Source organism: Rhodococcus sp. LB1 (genome assembly GCF_001583455.1).
GTDB classification, from domain to species: Bacteria; Actinomycetota; Actinomycetes; order Mycobacteriales; family Mycobacteriaceae; genus Rhodococcus_F; species Rhodococcus_F opacus.
In genome coordinates this window covers 1-20,899 of sequence record NZ_LTCZ01000015.1, presented here as the reverse complement: position 1 = coordinate 20,899, position 20,899 = coordinate 1, and the positions used below count along the sequence as shown (strand labels likewise).

At 70.2% G+C, this 20,899-nt stretch carries 21 protein-coding genes; 10 read left to right on the top strand and 11 right to left on the bottom strand.

The window, feature by feature from the left end; translation table 11 throughout:
- Positions 1 to 236, top strand: a 236-nt coding sequence (locus AZG88_RS03360) for a MarR family winged helix-turn-helix transcriptional regulator (protein WP_231913805.1), incomplete at its 5' end; no start/stop codon positions are given.
- A 222-nt stretch (positions 237 to 458) separates the two neighbouring features.
- Positions 459 to 1,790, top strand: coding sequence for an MFS transporter (locus AZG88_RS03355; protein WP_061043548.1), 1,332 nt, complete (start codon positions 459 to 461; stop codon positions 1,788 to 1,790).
- 16 nt (positions 1,791 to 1,806) lie between these two features.
- Here AZG88_RS03355 and AZG88_RS03350 read toward each other — a convergent pair whose 3' ends face one another.
- From AZG88_RS03350 to AZG88_RS03325, 6 genes are all read right to left on the bottom strand, one after another.
- Positions 1,807 to 2,661 carry an FAD binding domain-containing protein gene (locus AZG88_RS03350; RefSeq protein WP_005244134.1) on the bottom strand — a complete coding sequence of 285 codons (855 nt, stop codon included), beginning with the start codon at positions 2,659 to 2,661 and terminating at the stop codon, positions 1,807 to 1,809.
- A complete protein-coding gene (locus tag AZG88_RS03345; protein ID WP_061697011.1) occupies positions 2,658 to 5,033 on the bottom strand; it encodes a xanthine dehydrogenase family protein molybdopterin-binding subunit in 2,376 nt (791 codons plus the stop codon). The genes AZG88_RS03350 and AZG88_RS03345 overlap by 4 nt, the downstream gene beginning before the upstream one ends.
- Entirely contained in the window at positions 5,030 to 5,560 is a 531-nt protein-coding gene (locus tag AZG88_RS03340; RefSeq protein ID WP_061043511.1) for a (2Fe-2S)-binding protein, read from the bottom strand. Before AZG88_RS03340 ends, AZG88_RS03345 begins: the two co-directional genes overlap by 4 nt.
- A gap of 96 nt (positions 5,561 to 5,656) precedes the next feature.
- Complete coding sequence (locus AZG88_RS03335) at positions 5,657 to 6,772, bottom strand: vWA domain-containing protein (RefSeq protein WP_061043510.1); 1,116 nt, start codon at positions 6,770 to 6,772, stop codon at positions 5,657 to 5,659.
- A 5-nt stretch (positions 6,773 to 6,777) separates the two neighbouring features.
- Complete coding sequence (locus tag AZG88_RS03330; protein ID WP_005244126.1) at positions 6,778 to 7,671, bottom strand: AAA family ATPase; 894 nt, start codon at positions 7,669 to 7,671, stop codon at positions 6,778 to 6,780.
- 60 nt (positions 7,672 to 7,731) lie between these two features.
- Positions 7,732 to 8,571 carry an SDR family NAD(P)-dependent oxidoreductase gene (locus AZG88_RS03325; RefSeq protein WP_061043509.1) on the bottom strand — a complete coding sequence of 280 codons (840 nt, stop codon included), beginning with the start codon at positions 8,569 to 8,571 and terminating at the stop codon, positions 7,732 to 7,734.
- A gap of 70 nt (positions 8,572 to 8,641) precedes the next feature.
- On the opposite strand from AZG88_RS03325, the gene AZG88_RS03320 reads away from it, so the two are divergent.
- Positions 8,642 to 9,448 (top strand): TrmH family RNA methyltransferase, encoded by an 807-nt coding sequence (locus AZG88_RS03320; protein WP_025431907.1) that lies wholly within the window; start codon positions 8,642 to 8,644, stop codon positions 9,446 to 9,448.
- Positions 9,449 to 9,450: 2 nt separating this feature from the next.
- The gene (locus AZG88_RS03315; protein ID WP_061043508.1) at positions 9,451 to 9,741 is read left to right on the top strand and encodes a DUF2537 domain-containing protein; all 291 of its coding nucleotides are present in this window, start codon (positions 9,451 to 9,453) and stop codon (positions 9,739 to 9,741) included.
- 15 nt (positions 9,742 to 9,756) lie between these two features.
- On the opposite strand, the gene AZG88_RS03310 is transcribed toward AZG88_RS03315, so the two are convergent.
- The 3 genes from AZG88_RS03310 to AZG88_RS03300 form a co-directional block, all read right to left on the bottom strand.
- Positions 9,757 to 10,527, bottom strand: coding sequence for a DUF6928 family protein (locus AZG88_RS03310; protein ID WP_082764693.1), 771 nt, complete (start codon positions 10,525 to 10,527; stop codon positions 9,757 to 9,759).
- Positions 10,528 to 10,599: 72 nt separating this feature from the next.
- Positions 10,600 to 11,457, bottom strand: coding sequence for a septation protein SepH (gene sepH / locus AZG88_RS03305; protein WP_061043507.1), 858 nt, complete (start codon positions 11,455 to 11,457; stop codon positions 10,600 to 10,602).
- A gap of 117 nt (positions 11,458 to 11,574) precedes the next feature.
- A complete protein-coding gene (locus AZG88_RS03300; protein ID WP_061697010.1) occupies positions 11,575 to 12,321 on the bottom strand; it encodes a GntR family transcriptional regulator in 747 nt (248 codons plus the stop codon).
- 176 nt (positions 12,322 to 12,497) lie between these two features.
- Here AZG88_RS03300 and AZG88_RS03295 point away from each other — a divergent pair, with 176 nt between their 5' ends.
- From AZG88_RS03295 to AZG88_RS03270, 6 genes are read left to right on the top strand one after another with little or no spacing between them, the layout of a single operon-like run.
- Positions 12,498 to 13,514 (top strand): BMP family protein, encoded by a 1,017-nt coding sequence (locus tag AZG88_RS03295; protein WP_061697009.1) that lies wholly within the window; start codon positions 12,498 to 12,500, stop codon positions 13,512 to 13,514.
- Position 13,515: 1 nt separating this feature from the next.
- On the top strand, positions 13,516 to 15,063 hold the full coding sequence (locus AZG88_RS03290) for an ABC transporter ATP-binding protein (protein ID WP_061697008.1): 1,548 nt from the start codon (positions 13,516 to 13,518) through the stop codon (positions 15,061 to 15,063).
- Positions 15,060 to 16,178 (top strand): ABC transporter permease, encoded by a 1,119-nt coding sequence (locus tag AZG88_RS03285; RefSeq protein ID WP_061697007.1) that lies wholly within the window; start codon positions 15,060 to 15,062, stop codon positions 16,176 to 16,178. The genes AZG88_RS03290 and AZG88_RS03285 overlap by 4 nt, the downstream gene beginning before the upstream one ends.
- A complete protein-coding gene (locus AZG88_RS03280) occupies positions 16,175 to 17,098 on the top strand; it encodes an ABC transporter permease (RefSeq protein WP_061697006.1) in 924 nt (307 codons plus the stop codon). The genes AZG88_RS03285 and AZG88_RS03280 overlap by 4 nt, the downstream gene beginning before the upstream one ends.
- Before the next feature lie 23 nt (positions 17,099 to 17,121).
- Entirely contained in the window at positions 17,122 to 18,102 is a 981-nt protein-coding gene (locus AZG88_RS03275; protein ID WP_061697005.1) for an ornithine cyclodeaminase family protein, read from the top strand.
- Positions 18,099 to 18,584: a nucleoside deaminase gene (locus tag AZG88_RS03270; RefSeq protein ID WP_005244099.1), complete on the top strand. Its 486-nt coding sequence runs from the start codon at positions 18,099 to 18,101 to the stop codon at positions 18,582 to 18,584. The genes AZG88_RS03275 and AZG88_RS03270 overlap by 4 nt, the downstream gene beginning before the upstream one ends.
- 64 nt (positions 18,585 to 18,648) lie before the next feature.
- Here the strand turns inward: AZG88_RS03270 and serC are convergent, their stop codons facing one another.
- Positions 18,649 to 19,770 carry a phosphoserine transaminase gene (serC, locus tag AZG88_RS03265; protein WP_061697004.1) on the bottom strand — a complete coding sequence of 374 codons (1,122 nt, stop codon included), beginning with the start codon at positions 19,768 to 19,770 and terminating at the stop codon, positions 18,649 to 18,651.
- A 41-nt stretch (positions 19,771 to 19,811) separates the two neighbouring features.
- The coding region (locus tag AZG88_RS03260) for a citrate synthase 2 (RefSeq protein ID WP_061697003.1) at positions 19,812 to 20,899 on the bottom strand (1,088 nt) is incomplete at its 5' end.

Genomic DNA, 20,899 nt, shown 5'->3' with positions numbered 1-20,899 from the left:
CCCGGGTCATCGCGTCGCTGGTCGAACTGGGGCTGGTCGAGCGGGCACCGCATCCCACCGACGGACGGCAGATCATCGTCACGCTGTCGGATGCCGGTCACGCGCTGATCGCGGACGAGACCCACGCCCGCGAGGCGTGGATGAACGAGCGGCTGTCCGGGCTCGACGAGGCTCAGCTGAAGACCCTCCGCGACGCCGTCGGCATCATCACGTCAATCGTCGCCGACTCGGAGTAGCCCGACGGCTGCTGCCTGCAGTCTCCACCCGTACAACGGCATTCGACTGCCCGAACCCCACGGCACGGGGAAACCCCTTGCCGGAGAACGTAGCCGGCATCCGGAGTGATCCGGCCCCCGATGTCCACCCAGGGCCGGTCGATGGGGCGCCGGGTCCGGGAGCAAGATGGATGTGTGCCGCCCGAATCCGAGTCCACCGCCTCAGCCCAGCCGAAGACCGGCATGTTCGTCGCTCTCCGCACCCGGAACTACCGGCTGTGGGCGTCGGGGCAGATCGTCTCCCTCGTCGGAACCTGGATGCAGCGGGTGGCGCAGGACTGGCTCGTCCTGACGTTGTCGAACGGCAACGCGCTCGCGGTCGGCATCGTGATGGCACTGCAGTTCGGTCCGACCCTGTTCCTGTCCGTGTGGGGCGGCGTGCTCGCCGACCGGTACGACAAGCGGCGCATCCTGATCGCGACGCAGGTGTCGATGGCGTTGTGCGCACTGGTGCTCGGGCTGCTGGATGTCGGCGAGCTGGTGGCCCTGTGGCACGTCTACCTCATCGCGTTTCTACTCGGCTGCGCATCGGCGATCGACGCGCCGGCGCGGCAGTCGTTCACGATCGAGATGGTCGGCAAGGAGTCGCTGCCCAATGCGATCGCCCTGAACTCGATGACGTTCAACACGGCTCGCATCATCGGTCCGGCGATCTCGGGTGTGCTGATCACCCTCATCGGCACGGGGTGGGTGTTCCTGCTCAACGTGGGCACGTTCACCGGTGTGCTGATCGCCCTGCTGATGATGAACACCCGCGAACTGTTCACGGCACCCCAGGCGGAACGCGGGAAAGGGCAGGTCCGCGAGGGTTTCCGTTACGTGTGGGGTCGCACCGACCTGCGGGTGCTGATGGTGGCGGTGTTCATGGTGTCGACGTTCGGGCTGAACTTCCCGATCAGTCTCGCCGTTCTCGCCCGCAACACGTTCGAGCGCGGCGCGGACGCCTACGGACTGCTGTCGACCACCCTCGCCGTGGGCACGCTCGCCGGCGCCACGATCGCCGCGAAACGCAAGACTCCGCCGCGGCTGCGCACGTTCCTCGGGGCCGCGGCCGCGTTCGGGGCGTTCGAGATTCTGGTGGGACTGATGCCCACCTACGCGCTGGTCGCGATCATGCTCGTCCCGACCGGCGCGCTGACGCTGACGTTCACGACGGCGGCGATGAACATCCTGCAGATGTCCGTGCCGTCCGAGATGCGTGGCCGGGTGATGGGCATCTACATGCTGTGTTTCCTCGGCGGCACCCCGCTGGGCAGTCCGGTTCTGGGATGGCTGGCCGACGTCCTCGACCCCCGCGCCCCGCTCGTGATCGGAGGTGCGATCTCTCTGGTGAGCGGGATCGGCGCGGCCCTGTACCTGATGCGGCACCAGCGGGTGCGGGTGACGGTGCGCAGACCCGACGCCGGCAGCTACCTCCCGGTGATCGAACTGCACAACGTTCTCGAACCGCACCCCGTGGTGGTCTGCGACGCCACCGAGCAGGCCGTGGAAGCGAGCCGCGACCCGCGGTCCTGACGGCTGCCGGAACCGATCAGACGCCGACCGCGGTCGCCACCGCCCGCCGGGTCAGCACTCTCGCGAGGTGGCTGCGGTACTCGGCGTCGGCGTTGCCGTCGGTGATCGGGTCGGTGCCCTCGGCGGCGTGCTCGGCCGCCGCCCGGATCAGCTCCGGATCGGCGGCATTGCCGACGAGCGCGTCCTCTACGCCGCGAGCCCGCACCGGCACGGCCCCCATGTTGGTCAGCGCCACCCGGGCCTGTCGGATGGTGCCGCCGTCGACCTGGATCGTCGCGGCCACCGCCACGATCGACCAGGCCTCCGCGACCGTGTTGAACTTCTCGTACCGCGCCTCCCAGCCCGTGTGCTTGGGAACCCGCACGTCCACGAGGATCTCGTCCGGTCGCAGCGTGGTGGTGTAGTAGCCCTCGAAGAAGTCCGCGACCGGGATGCTCCGCCTGCCCGCGGTACCCACGGCGGTCAGGGTGGCGTCGAGTGCCAGAGCGGGCGCGCAGAGGTCGCCCGCCGGATCGGCATGCGCCAGAGCGCCACCCAGCGTGCCGCGGTGCCGGATCTGCGGATCGGCGACGGTGCGGGTGGCCTCGACGAGCAGCAGCGCGTGCTCGTGGACGAGCGGGTCGCGGATCAGGTCGTAGTACGTGGTCATCGCACCGATCACGAGGCTGTCCCCGTCGTCGCGGACACCGCGCAACTCACCGATCCGGCCCAGGTCGACGAGGGTGCTCGGCGAAGACAACCGCAGCCGCAGCACCGGCAGCAGGCTCTGGCCGCCCGCGAGTATCTTGGCGTCCTCCCCGGCCTCGGCGAGCGCGGCCACCGCTTGTTCGACGGAGGTCGGGGACACGTAGTCGAAGCTTGACGGAATCATCGGGCACCTCCCTGAGCGGTGTGGATGGCGCTCCAGACCCGCATCGGCGTACACGGCATCTCGATGTCACGCACCCCGAACTGGCGGACGGCGTCGAGGACGGCATTGACGACGGCCGGGGTGGACGCGATCGTCCCCGCTTCACCGACCCCCTTGACGCCGAGCGGATTACCGGTGGCGGGTGTCTCGGTGCGGCCCGTGGTGAACGTCGGCAGATCCGCCGCCGACGGCACGTGATATTCGGCGAAGGAACCCGACAGGAGGGTGCCGGACTCGTCGTACACCGCCTCCTCGTACAGGGCCTGCGCGATGCCCTGGGCGAGTCCGCCGTGCACCTGACCCTCCACGATCAGCGGGTTGACCACGTGCCCGATGTCGTCGACGCACACGTAGGAGCGGATGCCGACCTTCCCGGTCTCGGTGTCCACCTCCACCGCGCACAGGTGCGTGCCGTGCGGGAAAGAGAAATTCTCCGGGTCGTACGCGGCCTCGGAATCCAGATTCGGTTCCACACCCTCCGGCAGGTCGTGCGCGGCGAACACGGCGAGCGCGACATCGGCGATGCCGACAGCCTTCTCGGTGCCCTTCACCCGGAACCTGCCCTCGGTGAACTCGAGATCGTCCTCGGCGCACTCCATCAGGTGCGCCGCGATGGGCCTGGCTTTCGCGATCACCTTCTCGGCGGCCTTCACGACGGCGATCGCCCCGACCGCCAGCGACCGGGAACCGTACGTGTCCATGCCACGCGGCGACGTCTGGGTGTCGCCGTGCAGCACCTCGACGTCCTCGAACGGAACCCCGAGCTGATCCGCGACCACCTGGCTCCACGCGGTCTCGTGACCCTGGCCGTGCGCCGACGAACCGGTGACCACCTCGACCTTGCCGGTGGGCAGCATCCGGATCGCCGCGTGTTCCCACCCGCCGGCCCCGTAGGCCAGCGCGCCGAGGGTGCGCGACGGCGCCAGCCCGCACATCTCGGTGAACGTGGACACCCCGATGCCGAGTTGCACCGGGTCCTTCCGCTCGCGGCGCTCCGCCTGTTCGCGCCGGAGCCCGTCGTAGTCGAACAACTCCCGCGCGTGCGCGGTGGCGGCCTCGTAGTTGCCGGAGTCGTATGTCAGACCCGCGACGGTGTCGAACGGGAACTCCTCGTGGGTGATCCAATTCTTCGCCCGCAATTCCAGCGGATCCATCGACAACTCGGTCGCGAGTTCGTCCATCATCCGTTCGATCGCGAACGTCGCCTCCGGGCGGCCCGCCCCGCGGTACGCGTCGGTCGGCACCTTGTTGGTGAAGACGTTGGTGCACGTGAAGTGATACGCCGGGAACTTGTAGATGCCGTTGAACATGAACGCGCCCAGGATCGGCACCCCCGAAGTGACCAGGCGCAGGTACGCGCCCATGTCGGCGAGCAGTTCCACCTTCATTCCGGTGACGGTGCCGTCGCGGCGGGCGGCCAGTGTCAGTTTCTGGATCTGGTCGCGTCCGTGATGCGCCGCGACCATCGATTCGCTGCGGGACTCGGTGTACTTGACGGGCTTGCCGAGTCGTCGCGCGACGAGCAGCGCAATGACTTCCTCCGGCGTCACCTGAAGCTTGCCGCCGAAACCGCCGCCGACGTCCGGGGCGACGACGCGCAGTTTGTGCTCCGGTATGTCGAGCGTCATCGCCAGCATCAGCCGCAGGATGTGGGGGATCTGCGTGGCGGACCACATGGTGATCTGGGCGCCGGTCGGGTCGACCACCACCGAGCGGGGTTCCATGAACGCCGGGATCAGCCGCTGCTGCCGGAACGTGCGCTCGACGAGTACCTCGGCGTCGCGGATGGCCTGCTCGACGTCGCCGCCCGTGCCGGCCTCCGCGGAGTCGAAGGTCCAGGTGGCGCTGACGTTCGTCCCGAGATCCGGGTGCACGAGGTCGGCGCCGTCGGCGGCCGCGCCCGCGAGATCGAGCACGACCGGCAGTTCGTCGTACTCGACGTCGATCACCTCGAGTGCGTCGTGCGCCTCGTAGGCGCTGCGCGCCACCACGACCGCGACGGCCTCGCCGGCGAAGTTCACGCCGTCGACCGCGAGGGACGGGGCGGGCGGCGACTTCATGTCCGGTGTGATCGGCCAGGCACACGGCAGGCTGCCCTGCTCGTCGGCGAGATCGGCGCCGGTGAGGACCGCGACGACGCCGGGCATCTCGCGGGCGGCGGAGGCGTCGACACCGGTGATGCGGGCGTGCGCGAAGGGGCTGCGCAGGATCGCCAGGTGCTGCATGCCGGGCAGGACGAGGTTGTCGGTCCAGCGGGTGCGGCCCGTGACCAGATGTTCGTCTTCCTTGCGTTTGCGGGCCTTCCCGATTTCCGGTTCCGCGGTGGCGGTCATCGCACACCTCCCTGCGCGGTGTCGGTCTTCGGTGCATCCGCCGTCGGTGCTTCGGTGGTGCTGCCGCCGCGCAACCGCTGCGCCGCGTCCTGCACCGCGCTGACGATGTTCTGATACCCGGTGCAGCGGCACAGGTTGCCTTCCAACCCCAGCCGCACCGTCCGCTCGTCCGGGTCGGGTTCCTCGGCGAGCAGGTCGAGGGTCTGCATGATCATGCCGGGGGTGCAGTAGCCGCACTGCAGGGCGTGATTGTCGCGGAACGCCTGCTGCACGGGGTGCAACGTCCCGTTCCGGGACAGGCCTTCGACGGTGAGGACGTCGCCGCCGTCGGCCTGCACGGCGAGCACCGAGCAGGACTTGACGCTGTGACCGTTCAGGTGAACGGTGCACGCCCCGCAGTTTCCGGTGTCGCAGCCGATGACGGTGCCGACCTTGCCGAGCCGGTCCCGTAGATAGTGGACGAGGAGTAGTCGCGGTTCCACCTCGTCCGTGTATGTAGTTCCGTCGACGGTGACAGTGATGCGCATCGCGCCTCCAAAGCCGGGAGCCTCAGGTGATACGTCCTACTCTGCGCCGACGGAGCGCGACCAACACCCGAAATCGTGGAACCGGTTCCGGATCGGTCACGTTCGGCGCGCGACCTCGAGCAGTTCCTGCAGTGTCGCGAGACTGTGGCCGGCGAGCAGACGATCGACGTACGGCAGCGCGGCCGCGATCCCGGACTGCACCGGCTCGTACCCGTCCGCGCCGGCGTGGGGATTCACCCACAGCACGGTGCGGGCGAGCCGGCGCAGCTGAGCCATCTGCTCCGCGAGCAGGGTCGGGTCACCGCGCTCCCAGCCGTCGGAGAAGATCACCACGACGGCGCCGCGCGCCACGCCGCGCCTGCCCCAGCGGTCCAGGAACGCGCGCAGCGTCTCGCCGAGGCGGGTGCCGCCCGCCCAGTCGGGCACGGCCCGGCCCGCGGCGGCGAGCGCCACTTCCGGGTCGCGGACCCGCAGCGCCCGCGAGAGCCGCGTCAGCCGAGTGCCCAGTGAAAACACCTCGGTGCCTGCGGGGTTTCCGCGGGCGACGACGTGCGCGAAGCGCAGCAGCGCGTCGGCGTACGGGCTCATCGATCCGGACACGTCGATCAGCAGCACCATCCGGCGGGGCCGGGTTGCCTTGCGGTGGTGGCTCGGCCGCACCGGTTCGCCGCCCGCCGCGAGCATGCCCCGCACCGTGCGCCGCGGGTCCACGGTGCCCCGGCGGGCAGGCCGCATCCGGATAGCCGGGCGGGTCGGGGGCCGCGGGCGCAGGGAGGCGATCAGCTCGGCGAGGTGCGCGCGCTCGGCCGCGGTGAGGTCGGCGATGTCACGGTGGCGCAACACCTCGGTGTCGTCCGCGGCGACCCGCAGATGCGGCGCGTCGCCACCGGTCTCGCCGCCGTCCGTCGTGGTCAGAGCCGCGATCCTGGCGCGGCGAGGCTGCTCCCCGGACCGCGGCGTGCGCGCCGGGACGGTACCGCCGAACCAGCCAGCGAACGCCGAGTCGTACCGCGGGATGTCGTCGGGACCGCGGCACAGCGTCGCGCGACCCGCCCAGTACACCTGACTCGGATCGCCCACATCCACCTGGCGGAGGGCCCGCGTGAACGCGGCGACGGCGTCCGACGCGACCGACAGTCCCGCCGCCGCGAGGGCGTGCGCGAACCCTGCGATGCCCACGAGCGGGTCGCCGATGTCCGGGGTCGTGGACATACTGCTCACCCCGCCAGGAGCCGGTCCAGTCCGACCCGGGCCACCCGTTCGAGGTCCTCGCGGTACTTGAGGACCGCGCCGAGCGTCGCGGCGGCAGTCTCCGCGTCCAGCACGTCCCGATCGAGTTCCCGCAGTGCGCGCGCCCAGTCCAGCGACTCCGCCACCCCCGGCGGCTTGAGCAGTTCCATCTCGCGCAGGGAGCGGACGGCCCGGGCGACCTGGCCGGCGAGTTCGGCCCCGATGCCGGGGATGCGGCGGCGCAGGATCGCGACCTCCCGCGCCAGATCGGGGTGTTCGAGCCAGTGGTACAGGCAGCGGCGTTTGAGGGCGTCGTGCACCTCGCGGGTGCGGTTGGAGGTGAGCACCACCAGCGGCGGTGTCGCCGCCCGCACCTCGCCCAGTTCGGGGATGGTGACGGCATTCTCGTCGAGCACCTGCAGCAGGAATGCCTCGAACTCGTCGTCGGCGCGGTCGATCTCGTCGACGAGCAGCACGCACGGCGCTTCGGTGAGGGCCCGCAGCAAGGGGCGCGCCAGCAGGAACCGCTCGGTGTACAGCGAGCGTTCGACCGTGTCGGCCTCGAGCATGCCGTCGCTCGCCGCCTCCAGTGTCCGCAGGTGCAGCAACTGCCGCGGGAAGTCCCAGTCGTAGAGCGCCTGCGCGGCGTCGATGCCCTCATGGCATTGCAGGCGGATCAGCGGCAGACCGAACGCCTCCGACAACGCGGCCGCGAGCGACGTCTTGCCGGTGCCGGGTTCGCCCTCGCAGAACAGCGGACGTCCCATACGGATGGCGAGAAACGCGGCCATCGCGACGCCGTCGTCGGCGAGGTAGCCGGTGGCGTCGAGCGCCCGCGCCAGTTCCGCAGGCGAACCGACCGTCGGCGTGGAATCACTCACGCCGCGAGCCTAGGTGAGTGCCCGCCCCCGGACATGCGACTCGGACAACCCCGCAGGCCGTCAACCGTCCGGCTCCACCCTGCCGCGGTCCTCGCTCAACCGCCGGAACATCGCGGTGGCGCCGAACCTCGCGGCCGCCCGTTCGACGAGTCCCGGCGCGATCTGCGACAGGGCGAGCAGCGGGCGGATCGGCGCTCCGCTCTCGACGATCTCGGGCCGGTCACGCCGAATCGCCCGGATCACGGCGGCGGCGACCTTGTCGGTGCTGGTCTCGCCCGTGATCCGGCCGGCCCTGATTCCGCGTTCCGTCATCCGCTGGTACATGCCGTCGCCCGCGATGAATCCGGGGCACACGACGGAGAAACCGACGGGCGAGCCCGCGTACTCCGCCCGCAGCGACTGGGTGAGACCGATCAGCCCGGCCTTCGTCGCGGCGTACGGCGCGCAGTACGCCGGACCGATCTTCGCGGCCAGCGACGAGATGAACACCACGTGCCCGCGACCGCGGCCCAGCATCCCGGGCACCACTCGGCGCGTGAGAAGCAGTGGCGCGGTGAGATTCACGTCGACCATCCCGGTGAGCTCGCCGGGGTCGAGTCGGGTGAAGGCCGAGACGTTCTCCACGCCGGCGTTGTTCACCAGCAGGTCGAGGGGGCCGACCGCCGTCTCGGCACGGTCGATCAGCGAATCGAGCTGATCGAGTCGGTTGAGGTCCGCGGGCACGGCCTCGGCGCGCACACCGAGCGCACGCAGTTCTCCGACGACTTCCGCGAGTCGGTCCTCACGCCGGCCGGACACGGCGACGGCGACGCCCTCCTGTGCGAGGGCCCGGGCGACGACGCGGCCGAGACCGCCGGAGGCGCCGGTCACCAGAGCCGTGCGTCCGTGCAGGTGCTTCATTCCTTCGAGCTTTCGCGCTCGGTGGAGGGGAGTCAACGCTGTGATGCCCCGCATACGGCACGATGGACCGGTGGTTCACGTCATCGACATAACAGATCCGGCCGACACCAGGCTGGACGACTTCCGCGATCTCAATTCCTCGGACCGCCGTCCCGACCTCCCCGAGGGCAAGGGCCTGGTGATCGCGGAGGGAGTGCTGGTGGCGCAGCGCCTGCTCACGTCCCGGTTCGACCCGATCGCGTTGCTCGGCGTCGATCGGCGGCTGGAGGAACTCACGGACGACCTCGCGGGCGTGGACGTGCCGTTCTACCGGACGACGGCGGATGTGATGGCCGAGGTCGTCGGGTTCCACCTCAACCGGGGTGTTCTCGCGGCGGCACGCCGCCCCGCGCCGCTCGAATTGTCGGACGTGCTCGAGCACGCCCGGACGGTCGCGGTGCTCGAGGGCGTCAACGATCACGAGAATCTGGGCTCGATGTTCCGTAACGCGGCAGGGCTCGGCGTCGACGCCGTGGTGTTCGGCAAGGGCTGCGCCGACCCGCTGTACCGGCGGGCGGTCCGGGTGTCGATGGGGCACGTTCTCCGGGTTCCGTTCGCGCACGTGACGAAGTGGCCACACGACCTGGACGCGTTGCGGGAGCGGGGTTTCCAGCTGATCTCGTTGACCCCGAACCCCGAGGCGGTGACGTTGGCCGAGGCGATGACGGGGGAGAAGGTGGCGTTGCTGCTCGGCGCGGAAGGTCCCGGCCTCACCGAGCACGCCATGCGGGCCACGGACATTCGCGCTCGCATTCCGATGGCACCCGGCACGGACTCGCTCAATGTCGCGACGGCGGCGGCGATGGCGTTCTACGAGCGCGTCCGCACGGGCCGGTGAGAATGCTGCACCCTCATTCCCCGTATCCGCCGCCGACGGGAACACCGTGGTTCACGGGACTTCTCGTGGCGGGGTTCGCCGCGGTCGTGGTGGCGGTCGCGGTCATGGCCTTCGGCTCGCAGCTCGCGCGGATCAACCCCGCCCTGGCGGTGTTCCTCGAACTCGTCGTGGTGGCCGGGGTCGCACCGTCGGTGTGGCGACTACGCCGGGCGCCGGTCTGGCGGTGGCTGGTGTACGGGGCCGCGGCCGGGGTTGCCGCCGGTTGGACGGCGCTGCTCGTCGGCGCCGCCTGACTTCGGCCGGAGTCGTCAGAAACCGAAGTAACGGCGGAGGAGTCCGCCTTTGCGAGCCGGCGGCGGAGCGGGTGCCGGCACCGGGCCGGGGGCGGGAGCGGGTTGTTTCGCCTCGGCGGCAGGCTCGACCTCGGGACCCTCGCCGGGCGGGTGAACGGTGAATCCGAGCACGGTGAGCGTCTTCGGGTCGGTCTCGGTGCCCTCGGGGGCGCCCGTGTACCGGAAGCCCAGCCATTCCCGGTTGGCGCCCTCGGCGAACTGCTGCGGGTGGAACGGCAGCGACTGCGGGTCGGGCAGGACGCCCGCCGGGTGTTTCAGCGGAAAGTCGCCCGCCCAGAACGGCCTCTCCCATACCAGGGGGATGCCGAGGTCCTCGTGGATGTGGACCGGTGTCGCGCTGAACGACCGCGTCAGATGCCCGTCCTCCCACATCGCGAACGAGCCCCACGCGATGTCGGGCTTGGACGCCACGCAGTACGTCTTCGTGAATTCTGTGGGCCGGATGCGTGTTTCGGGCAGAGTCGACGGTCGGGGGACGGCCAGATCGGGCCCGCACACGACGGTGACACCGGGGTAGGAACCGATGTGCACGGTCCCGGCGGCATCGAGCCGCGCAGCCTCGGCCAGCGGAACCGGACCGGTGGGGGTGGCCACCAGATCGGGATAGAGGCGGGAGGCGAGCTGCTGCGCCGCGCCCGGATCAGGATCCGGGTGGCCGCGCAGCACAGCCGCAGGGTCGGGGACGTCGACGTACCAGATCGTTGATACCTTGGCCCCCACGGTCATCCCTCTCTTCCGGTGTCTTCCTGAAAGAGTACGACCCCGACCGTGTTCTCGGCCTGCTCACCGCGCAGATGGTCAGCGTCCGCTGCTGCGGACACCGAGCAGGACGTCGTCCCAGGACGGGAGGGCGGGTTTGCCGCGCTTGTCCTTGTTGTTCGTCTGGTGCGGGGCGATCTTGGGTGCGGCGGGTTCCTCGGACGGGGCGGGCTCGTCCGAGGGCTCCTCGGTGACGTCGGCCTCGATGATCACCTCGGGCTCGATCGTCGGCACCTCCACCTCGGTGGGGAACTCGGCGAGTTCGAGCTGCTCCGGCTCGTCGGACGCCACCGGCGCCAATCCGCGGAGCGGACGGCCGAAGTCGGGATCGATCAGGTCGAACGCGGTGTCGTCGAGCGCGACGATGGTGCCACCGTGCGCGTCCGGCTGGTACCGCCAGTGCGCCGCGTTGGTGGTCCGACCGGCCTGCCACTGCAGCTGGGCGACCCAGTGATTGTCCTCGTCGCGCCACGCGTCCCACGTGGCGTCGTCGATGTTGTGCCCCCGAGCGCGGAACGCCTGCGTGACGATCTCGGCGAGGGTGGGAACGGCGGGGCCGTTGTCGCGGACCGGGTGTCCGCCCTGCGCCATCTCGGCCGCACGGGAACGTTCGAGCAGGACCGGATAGGCGAACCGCTCCACCTTCGCCAGGGGGATACCGGCCTCGTCGGCCACCTGTTCGACGGAGGCGCCGGCACGGATACGGGCCTGGATTTCGCGGGGCCTGAGCTGACTGTCCATTTCGATCTCAATCTGGCCGAGTCGAGCGATGTCCCCGCGGGATGCGGCGCGGAGTTTGTCATCGGCGGGAAGCCGGAATTTTTCGCCGGTACTGGCATCTGCGCACACGACGTGCGATCCATCTGGCTCGAGACCGATCACTCGAAGCTCTCGCACGTTGACCTCCTTATCGCGCCGGCTCGCGACTTTGCACCTGGGCAACTGTAATTCATTCGTGACAGCCCGCGCGGCAGGACACGCGCGGGTAAATCCCGTCCCGGCGTGGCGTGCGCGCTAGGCTTCGTCGTTTCGTGATCGGTCCTTCCTGCGGGGTGTGCGCTGCCTCGTGCGGGTGGCCTCGACCGGGTCGATCGCCGGCACAGACCAGTGTTCGGCCAGCTCGAGGCTGGGTTCGCGGCCCGAGGCGACGTGCCGGTACGCGATGTCCGCGGCGCGGTCGGCGTCGCCCGCCACGATCGCGTCGTACAACTCGGTGTGCTCGTCACACTGCTGTCCGGGATCGCGTTCCTTGGTGAGGTGGAACAACCACTGCACGCGCGTCGCGAGGGGTTGCAGCATCGACTGCAGCAGGGGACTGCCGGACATCTCCACGATGACGGTGTGGAATGCGGCGTTCGCGGCGGCGATCGCGGGCTTGTCGTCGCGGACGGTGGCCGTGCGTGCCGCGGCGAGTTGGTCGCGCAGTGCCGTGAGGTGGGAGTCGTCCGCTCGCTGCGCGGCGAGCCGGGCCGCGAGCACCTCGAGGCTTTCGCGGACGTCGAAGAGGTCACGGACCTCGTCGACGCCGAACGGGGCGACGATCGCTCCGCGTCGCGGGACGATCACGACGAGTCCGTCGGTCTGGAGCTGTTGCAGGGCCTCGCGCAGCGGGATCCGGGACACCTGCAGTTCCGCGGCGAGGTCGCGTTCGATCAGGCGCTGGCCCGGCGCGAGCTGCAGGTTGACGATGCGCCTACGCAGTTCTTCGTACGCGGTCTCGCGCAGTGACTTCGGCGCCGACGCGTCGGTTGCACCGTTCACCCGGTCTCCTGTCGTCGTGGTGGCCACGTCAGCCACCGTAGAACGCACCCATGCGCCGCCCTCGGGTGGATGCGGGTCCTTACGTCTGTGTAACACCGCGGAAATGCCGCGCCTCCAAGATTCAAATAACGGTATACCGCTAACTGTGGCGGTTCCTGAGTCAAGGAGTCCAGCGCGTGAACACGACCCTCTCCGCCCGAGCCCGAACCCTCGTCCCCGCGCTGTGCGCGGCCGCCACTCTCGCGGCGACCCTGACGGCCTGCGGGTCGTCGGACGCAGGCACCGCCTCCGGCGACACCCTCCGCGTCGGGGTGTTCTTCCCCGGCTCCGTCTCCGACACCGGATTCATGGAATCGGGGTATCTCGGCTACCAGCGCCTCGAGGAAACCCTCGGTGACCGGGTGGAACTGAGTTACGTCGAGCAGGTCGCCGCCGCCGACTACCAGCAGGCCCTGGTGCGGTTCGCGACCGCGAACGACCTCGTCGTGTCGCTCGGCGGTCAGACGGACGCCGACGTCCGCAAGGTCGCACCCCAGTTCCCCGACGTGAAATTCGTCGAGATCGGCGGACCCGCCGACGCGTCCCCGCTGCCGAATCTCGCCTACTACGACCCGCAGCAGGCGGAGGCCGAGTTCCTCAGCGGAGCGGTCGCGGCGACGGCGTCCAAGACGCCGTCCGTGTCGTTCGTCGGCGGTGTCGAACTGCCCGCCATCGTGAACGCCGCGAAGGCCTTCGGCAACGGCGCGGAGTTCGCACGGCCCGGCACCCAGGTGCTCACCCCGCAGTACCTGGGGGACTTCAACGACCCGGCCAAGGCGAAGCAGGCCGCGCTCGCCAACTACGGCGCCGGCGCGGGCGCGGTGGGACAGATCGTGAACCTCGGCAAGTCCGGGCTGGAACAGGCCGCCACGCAGGCGGGCGCCCTGATGGTGGGCGGGCCGATTCCCGGCGACTGCTCGAACCCCGCCTACGTCGGCTACGTGCACACCGACATCGGCAAGGAAGTGGAATACGCCGTCCAGTCCACCCTGGACGGAACGTGGAAGGCCGAGAACGTCGCGTTCGGCCTCACGTCACCGAACGGCGGCACCGACTTCCTGCTCTGCGGCGCCGACCCCGCCGTCGCCGACGCACTCGACAAGGCGAAGACCGCCCTGGCCACCGGTGCCGTCGAGCCCTACCGAGCGGGCTGACATGAGCACACCAGCATTGCAACTCACGGGAATCGGGAAGACCTTCGGCGACGTCCGGGCCCTCCACGGTGTCGACCTGTCGGTGCAACCCGGAACGGTGCACTGCATCCTCGGGGAGAACGGGGCCGGGAAGTCGACGCTCTGCAACGTCGTCTACGGCGGTCTGCGACCGGACACCGGCACGATGACCCTGTCCGGTCGCAGATACGCGCCCGGTTCGCCCGCGGCCGCGATGGCGGACGGCGTGGCGATGGTGCACCAGCACTTCAGTCTCATCGGCACGATGACCGTCGCCGAGAACCTGCTGCTCACCGGACGGGGGCTGCGACTGCGCCGCGCGGAACTGCGGACCCGCCTCGATCGGCTCGCCGACGACTATCACCTGCGGATCGATCCGGACGCGCTGGTCTCGGCCATGCCGATCGGTGCGCGGCAGAAGGTCGAGATCGTGAAGGCACTCCTCACCGACCCCTCGTTGATCCTGCTGGACGAGCCGACCGGGGTGCTCGACCCCGGCGAGATCGACGCCCTGATCGAGACGTGCCAGGCCGTCGCGGCGGCGGGCAAGGCGGTCGTCCTCGTCACCCACAAACTCGGTGAGGTGGCCCGCGTCGCGGACGCCGCGACCGTACTGCGGGGAGGCGAGGTGGCAGGCGGGGGCCGCATGTCGGAGTTGACGATCCCCCAGCTGACGACGGCGATGGTCGGAAGGCCGGTGTCGGAACTCGGTCCGGTGCTCGCGGCGGGAGTCGGCGCGGAGAGCGATGGCGGCGCGGTGCGCGAACGGCGGGCGACCGGCCCCGTCGTCCTCGGGCTCCGCGGCGTCCGCGCCACCCGGGCGGACGGCAGCGTCGCCCTGTCCGGCGTGGGACTCGAGGTGCGAGCCGGCGAGATCGTCGGGATCGCGGGCGTCGAGGGGAACGGGCAGAGCGAACTGGTCGCCGTGCTCTCCGGTGCCACCCGACCCGAGTCCGGCACGGTCACGCTCGGCGACGCCGACATCACGTCGGCGTCCCCGGCCCAACGCACCCGGCTCGGTCTCGGGGTGGTGCCGGAAGACCGCCACCGGGAGGCGATGGTGGCGGAACTGTCGCTGTCGGAGAACCTCTTCCTCGGCCGCCTGCACCGCTTCCGCAGGATGGGTCTGCTCGACCGCCGCCGGATGGACGCCGCGGCCCGGGACCTGATCGAGCAGTTCTCGGTACGGACACCCGGGCCGGGAACATCCATGGGTTGGCTGTCGGGCGGCAATCAGCAGAAGATCGTCCTGGCCCGCGAACTGTCGACGGAGAACCTGCAGTGTCTGGTCGCGGCGCAGCCCACCCGCGGACTCGACATCGGGGCGGTCGAATTCGTTCTGAACCAACTCCGCAGCTGCGCGTCCGCGGGAAACGGAGTCCTGGTCGTGTCCAGCGAGATCCCCGAACTGCTCGCGCTCTGCGACCGCATCTTCGTCAGCTACCGAGGGGCCCTGCTCGGGCCCGTCGACACGTCGGCGGCCACTGCGGGGCAGCACATCGGTGAACTGATGACGGGAACGGCGGCATGACTCGACTTCGAATCCGGGTGCATCACCCACTTCCGGTGGCGGTCGCCGCAATCGCGGTCGCGGGACTCGTCGGACTGCTCCTCGCCGCGGCCGCGGGTGCCACCGTGGCCGAGACCGCCGAGGCGCTGTCCGAGGGGATGTTCGGCAGCAGCTACGCGATCGGAGTCTCGCTCAACACTGCCGCGGTGCTGGCTCTCGTCGCGGCCGGGTTCACCGTCGCACACCGGGCCGGACTGGTGAACGTCGGTGGCGAGGGCCAGCTGTGTGTCGGGGGCATCGCCGCGACCGCGGTCGGCACCGCTCTCGGGGAGGGCACCCCCGCCCCGATCGCCGTCACCGCGATACTCCTCGCCGCGGCCGGTGCCGGGTGGTCGTGGGCCGCGATCGCCGCGTACCTGCGGGTCCGCCGGGGCACGAGTGAGATCATCACGACGCTGCTGCTGAACTTCGTCGGCCTCGCGCTGGTGCTGCTGATGGTGCACGAGCCCAGCCTCCTCCGACAGCCCGTCACGTCGTCGGAGACGCTGCCGCAGTCCGCGCCGCTGATCGAGTCCGCGCACCTGCCGCTGCTGGGGATCGAACGTTCACCGGGGACGATCGCGCTGTGGATCGCGGTGGTCGCGGTGCTGATCGTCGGCGTGGTCCTGCGCCGGACGGCGGTCGGCGTCCGACTGCGCTCCGTCGGCCTGAACCCGGACGCGTCGGCGCGGCTGGGACTGCCGGTCGGACGGCTGCGATTTCTCAGCTTGTCCTGCGCCGGCGCGTTCTCCGGGCTCGCGGGCGGGATCCTCGTCGCGACGGCGCCGTTCGTGCTCGTCGAAGGATTCTCCTCCGGCTATGGGTTCTCCGGTCTGGTCGTCGGACTCCTGGCGCGCGGTTCCATGCTCGCCGTCGGCGCCGTGTCGCTGTTGCTCGGCTTCCTCGTGTCCGGCGGAATCAATCTTCAACTCGCAGCCGGTGTTCCGGCATCGACCGTGTCGATCGTGGAATCGCTCATGATCATCCTGATCGCGGGAGCGGTGCTGTGGACCGCGACCGGCCGGAGATCGAGCTCCGCGGCCGCGACGACGGCGAAGACCCACGACGTCCCCGACCTGGCTGGAGCGAAGCAATGATGAACACGGTGTCGGACATCGCCGTCAGCGGCGTGGGATTCGCACTCCCGATCCTGGTGGCCGCGAGCGGGGAACTGGTGAGCGAGCGGGCGGGCGTCCTGAACCTCAGCCTCGAGGGCATGATGCTGACCGGGGCGTTCGCCAGCGTGCTCGGCGCCGTCACCACCGGATCCGCGGTGGGCGGCCTCGCGGCCGGACTGGCGGCCGGGATGCTGTTCGGACTGCTGCAGGCACTGCTGAGCGTCACGCTGCGCGCCGACCAGATCGTGGTGGGCATCGCGAGCAACGCCCTCGCCCTCGGTGCCACCACCTACGGCGCCCGGCTGCTCCTCGCGGACGGCAAGGGGCAGAATGCCCCGGGTTTCGCGGCCCTCGAGATCCCGCTGCTGCACCAGATCCCGATCCTCGGACCGGCACTCTTCTCGCAGACGGCCCTCGGCTACTTCTGCTTCGCGGTGGTCGGGGTGCTGGGCGTCACCCTGTCCCGCCGGACCCGGGCAGGTCTCGTCGTCGACGCGGTCGGCGAGGACGCGAAGTCGGCCGACTGGAGCGGACTGCCGGTGCGGAAGATCCGCTACCTGTGCGTGCTCGTCGCGGGACTGACGGCGGGCTTGGCCGGCGCGCAGCTCGCGCTGTCCGAGGTGCGCTCGTTCAGCGACAACATGACCGCCGGAATCGGGTACCTGGCCGTCGTGGCCGTGATCGCGGGCAGGTGGCGCGCGCTCGGCGTGATCTGGGCGTCCGTGTTCTTCGGGATCGCGCAGGCGCTCCAGTTCGCGTTGCCCGCGCTCGGTGTCGGCGTCCCGTTCGCCCTGCTCGTCATGCTGCCCTACGTGATCGCGATCGTCGCGGTCAGTGGATTCATCCGCAACAGCCGCTCACCCGCAAACCTGACCGTCGCGTTCGCGCGCGCGTCCTGATCGATCTCAGCGAGGAAACTCTTGTGACACTGATCCTTTCCCACACCGACGTGGCCGGCCTCATCGACCGCGCCGAGGTGTTCGCCGCGGTGGAACGGGCGCACGCCGACCTGGCCGCCGGGACGGCGTCCGCACCCGCCCCACCTGCCATGACCCTGCAGTCCGCGGCCTTCGTTCCGATGGTCGCGGCGGCGCAGTCGGCCGGCGCGGCCGCGGTGAAGATGCTCGTCGATCTTCCCGGCAACGCCGCCCGCGGTCTGCCCGTCCAACGCTCGGCGGTACTGGTGACGTCCGCGGACACCGGTGAGTGCGAGGCCCTGCTCGACGGCCGCCTGATCACCGCCGTGCGCACCGCCGCCGCCAGCGCCGTGGCCACGAAACACCTCGCCCGCCGAGGCAGTCGGGTGCTGGGGTTGGTGGGCGCCGGGACTCTCGCCGTCGAACACGCCCGGGCGATCACCCGGGTGTCGGACGTCGAGACGGTGCTGGTGTGGTCGCGCTCGGATGCCACGATCGAGGAATTTCGCAGCCGGACAGAGGATCTCGGCATCTCGGTCAAGCCGATGGACTCGCCCGAGGCGGTCACCCGGTCTTCCGACGTCCTCTGCACCCTCACGCCGTCGAGGGACCCGATCGTGCGGGGCGCCTGGTTCGGCGAAGGCTTGCACGTCAACGCCGTCGGTGCGCCCCCGCGCGCGGACCACCGGGAGATCGACGGCGAGGGAATGCGACGTGCCCGGGTGGTCGTCGACTCGGTGGCCACCACCATGACCAAATCGGGAGAGACGCTGCTGGCGCTCGCCGAGGGCGCGATCACCGAGGGCGACGTCGCCGTGGAGCTGGGCGACGTGATCGCGGGCCGCACCGTCGCCCGCACCTCCGACAGGGACATCACGCTGTACAACTCCGTCGGGATCGGCCTCCAGGACCTCGCCGCGGCGCGCATACTGATCGACAGAGCCCGGGAACGGGGCGTCGGAACAGAAGTGGATCTGAGTCGATGAGCCAGAGCGATGTCGGCGACGTGGACCTCGCGCACCTGCGGCGAGCCATCGAACTCGCCGACGAGACGGGCGACGCGGGCAACAGACCGTTCGGTGCGGTGGCGGTCGGGGCCGACGGTCACGTGATCAGCGAGGGCGCCAACTCCGTCGCGACGTCCGCCGACGTCACCGAGCACGCGGAACTCGACGCGATCACCACCGCCTGCGGGGAGGGACGTACCGGCGACCTCGTCGGCGCCACCATGTATGCCAGCGGTGAGCCGTGCCCGATGTGCAGTGCGGCGATGGTGTGGGCCGGCATCACGCGGGTGGTCTACGCGGCGTCGTCCGCGGACTTCTCCCGGATTCTCCCGGACGGTCCCCGGTTCACGCTGGGCTGCTCCGACGTGCTCGAGTCCGCGAGCGTCGAGATCGAGGTCAGCGGACCGCATCTCGGCGACGAGGCGCTCGCACCGTTCCACCGTTTCCTCGACACGGACTGACCCCCGAACGCCGTCAGCCCCCGGCACCGAGGTGCCGGGGGCTGACGGACGTGGGTGCCGGGACTCAGCCGAGCTGCGAGACGACCCAGTCGATGCTCTTCGTGAGCTGCGAGACGTCCTCGGGATCGATCGCCGGGAACATGCCGACACGCAGCTGGTTGCGGCCCAGCTTGCGGTACGGCTCCGTGTCGACGACGCCGTTGGCGCGCAGGATCTTCGCCACCTGAGCCGCGTCGATCTTGTCGTCGAAGTCGATGGTGCCGACCACCTGCGAGCGGTGAGCGGGATCGTTGACGAACGGGGTGGCGTATTCGCTGGCCTCGGCCCACTGGTACAGGCGCGAGGACGAATCGGCGGTACGCGAGGTGGCCCAGTCGAGGCCACCCTTGCCGTTCAGCCAGTCGATCTGGTTGGCGAGCAGCAGCAGCGTCGCGACCGCCGGGGTGTTGTACGTCTGGTCCTTGGAGCTGTTGTCCACGGCGATGGGCAGCGACAGGAAGTCGGGGGTCCAGCGACCCGAATCCTTGATCTCCGCGACGCGCTCGAGCGCCTTCGGGCTCATCAGCGCGATCCACAGTCCGCCGTCGGCGGCGAAGCACTTCTGCGGGGCGAAGTAGTACACGTCGGCGTCGGCGACGTTCACCGGCAGGCCGCCCGCGCCGGACGTGGCGTCGATGGCGATGAGCGCATTCTCCGAGCCCGCGGGACGCGAGACGGGGATCGCGACACCCGTGGACGTCTCGTTGTGCGCCCAGCCGATGAGGTCGACGGACGGATCCGAGACCGGCTCGGGAGCACTGCCCGGGTCGGCGGAGACGACGATCGGGTCGCCGATGAACGGGTTGTTCTTCGCGACCGACGCGAACTTGGAGCTGAACTCACCGTTCGTGAGGTGCAGCGACTTCTCCCGGATCAGGCCGAACGCGGCCGCATCCCAGAACGCGGTGGTGCCACCGTTGCCGAGCACCACCTCGTAGCCCTCGGGCAGGGAGAACAGATCGGCGAGGCCGGACCGCACGCTGGCGACGACGTCCTTGACAGGCTTCTGGCGGTGGCTGGTGCCGAACACCGAGGAGCCCACCTCGACCAGCGACTGCAGCTGTTCGGGGCGAACCTTGGAGGGTCCGCAGCCGAAACGTCCATCGGCGGGCAGGAGGTCTGCGGGGATGATCGGTGTGGAGGTCATCGCTACTTTCTGTTCCTTACTGGTTCTGACGGGGGAGAGGGTCAGCTGGTGTGGGCGATCTGGTCCCAGCCCTCGACGGACTCGGGGGTGCGGGGTGCGGGTCCGGTGTAGATGGCGGCGGGGCGGACGAGCTTGCCGAGACGCTTCTGTTCGAGGATGTGGGCGCACCAGCCGGCGGTGCGGCCGCAGGTGAACATCGCGGGCATCATGTGCGCGGGGACCTCGGCGAAGTCGAGGATGACCGCGGCCCAGAATTCGACGTTGGTTTCGATGGCCCGGTCGGGGCGGCGTTCGCGCAGTTCGGCGAGGGCGGCCTGCTCGAGGGCGGCGGCCGCCTCGTAGCGGGGGGCGTTCAGGCGTTTCGCGGTGGCGCGCAGCACCCGGGCGCGGGGGTCTTCGGCGCGGTAGACGCGGTGCCCGAAGCCCATCAGCTTTTCCTTGCGGTCGAGGATGCCCTTGACCAGGGCGCGGGCGTCGCCGGACTTCTCGGTGTCCTCGATCATCGGCAGGACGCGGGCGGGGGCGCCGCCGTGCAGCGGGCCGGACATCGCGCCGATCGCCCCGGACAGGGAGGCGGCGACGTCGGCGCCGGTGGAGGCGATGACGCGGGCGGTGAAGGTGGAGGCGTTCATGCCGTGTTCGGCGGCGGAGACCCAGTAGGCGTCTATGGCGGCGACGTGGGCGGGGTCGGGGTCGCCCTTCCAGCGGACCATGAACCGTTCGGTGACGGTTGTGGCCTCGTCGATCCGTCTCTGCGGGACGGCGGGCTGGTAGATGCCGCGGGCGGACTGGGCGACGTAGGACAGGGCCATCACGGAGGCGCGGGCGAGTTGTTCGCGGGCGGTGTCGTCGTCGATGTCGAGGAGGGGCTGGTATCCCCAGATGGGGGCGAGCATGGCGAGGCCGGCCTGGACGTCGACGCGGACGTCGCCGGTGTGCACGGGCAGGGGGAACGGTTCGGCCGGGGGCAGTCCGGGGCCGAAGCGGCCGTCGACGAGCAGGGCCCACACGTTGCCGAAGGTGACGTGCCCCTCGACGAGTTCTTCGATGTCGACGCCGCGGTAGCGCAGGGCGCCGCCGTCCTTGTCGGGTTCGGCGATGTCGCTGGTGAACGCGACCACACCTTCCA

What these genes read in the sequence shown, in the direction of transcription:
- AZG88_RS03340 (WP_061043511.1), bottom strand. Translation starts at nt 5,560, where the DNA reads ATGCGCATCACTGTCACCGTCGACGGAACTACATACACGGACGAGGTG.
- AZG88_RS03290 (WP_061697008.1), top strand. Translation starts at nt 13,516, where the DNA reads ATGAGCACACCAGCATTGCAACTCACGGGAATCGGGAAGACCTTCGGC.
- AZG88_RS03345 (WP_061697011.1), bottom strand. Translation starts at nt 5,033, where the DNA reads ATGACCGCCACCGCGGAACCGGAAATCGGGAAGGCCCGCAAACGCAAG.
- AZG88_RS03285 (WP_061697007.1), top strand. Translation starts at nt 15,060, where the DNA reads ATGACTCGACTTCGAATCCGGGTGCATCACCCACTTCCGGTGGCGGTC.
- serC (WP_061697004.1), bottom strand. Translation starts at nt 19,770, where the DNA reads ATGACCTCCACACCGATCATCCCCGCAGACCTCCTGCCCGCCGATGGA.
- AZG88_RS03310 (WP_082764693.1), bottom strand. Translation starts at nt 10,527, where the DNA reads ATGACCGTGGGGGCCAAGGTATCAACGATCTGGTACGTCGACGTCCCC.
- AZG88_RS03325 (WP_061043509.1), bottom strand. Translation starts at nt 8,571, where the DNA reads ATGAAGCACCTGCACGGACGCACGGCTCTGGTGACCGGCGCCTCCGGC.
- AZG88_RS03355 (WP_061043548.1), top strand. Translation starts at nt 459, where the DNA reads ATGTTCGTCGCTCTCCGCACCCGGAACTACCGGCTGTGGGCGTCGGGG.
- AZG88_RS03280 (WP_061697006.1), top strand. Translation starts at nt 16,175, where the DNA reads ATGATGAACACGGTGTCGGACATCGCCGTCAGCGGCGTGGGATTCGCA.
- AZG88_RS03270 (WP_005244099.1), top strand. Translation starts at nt 18,099, where the DNA reads ATGAGCCAGAGCGATGTCGGCGACGTGGACCTCGCGCACCTGCGGCGA.
- AZG88_RS03350 (WP_005244134.1), bottom strand. Translation starts at nt 2,661, where the DNA reads ATGATTCCGTCAAGCTTCGACTACGTGTCCCCGACCTCCGTCGAACAA.
- AZG88_RS03315 (WP_061043508.1), top strand. Translation starts at nt 9,451, where the DNA reads ATGCTGCACCCTCATTCCCCGTATCCGCCGCCGACGGGAACACCGTGG.
- AZG88_RS03335 (WP_061043510.1), bottom strand. Translation starts at nt 6,772, where the DNA reads ATGTCCACGACCCCGGACATCGGCGACCCGCTCGTGGGCATCGCAGGG.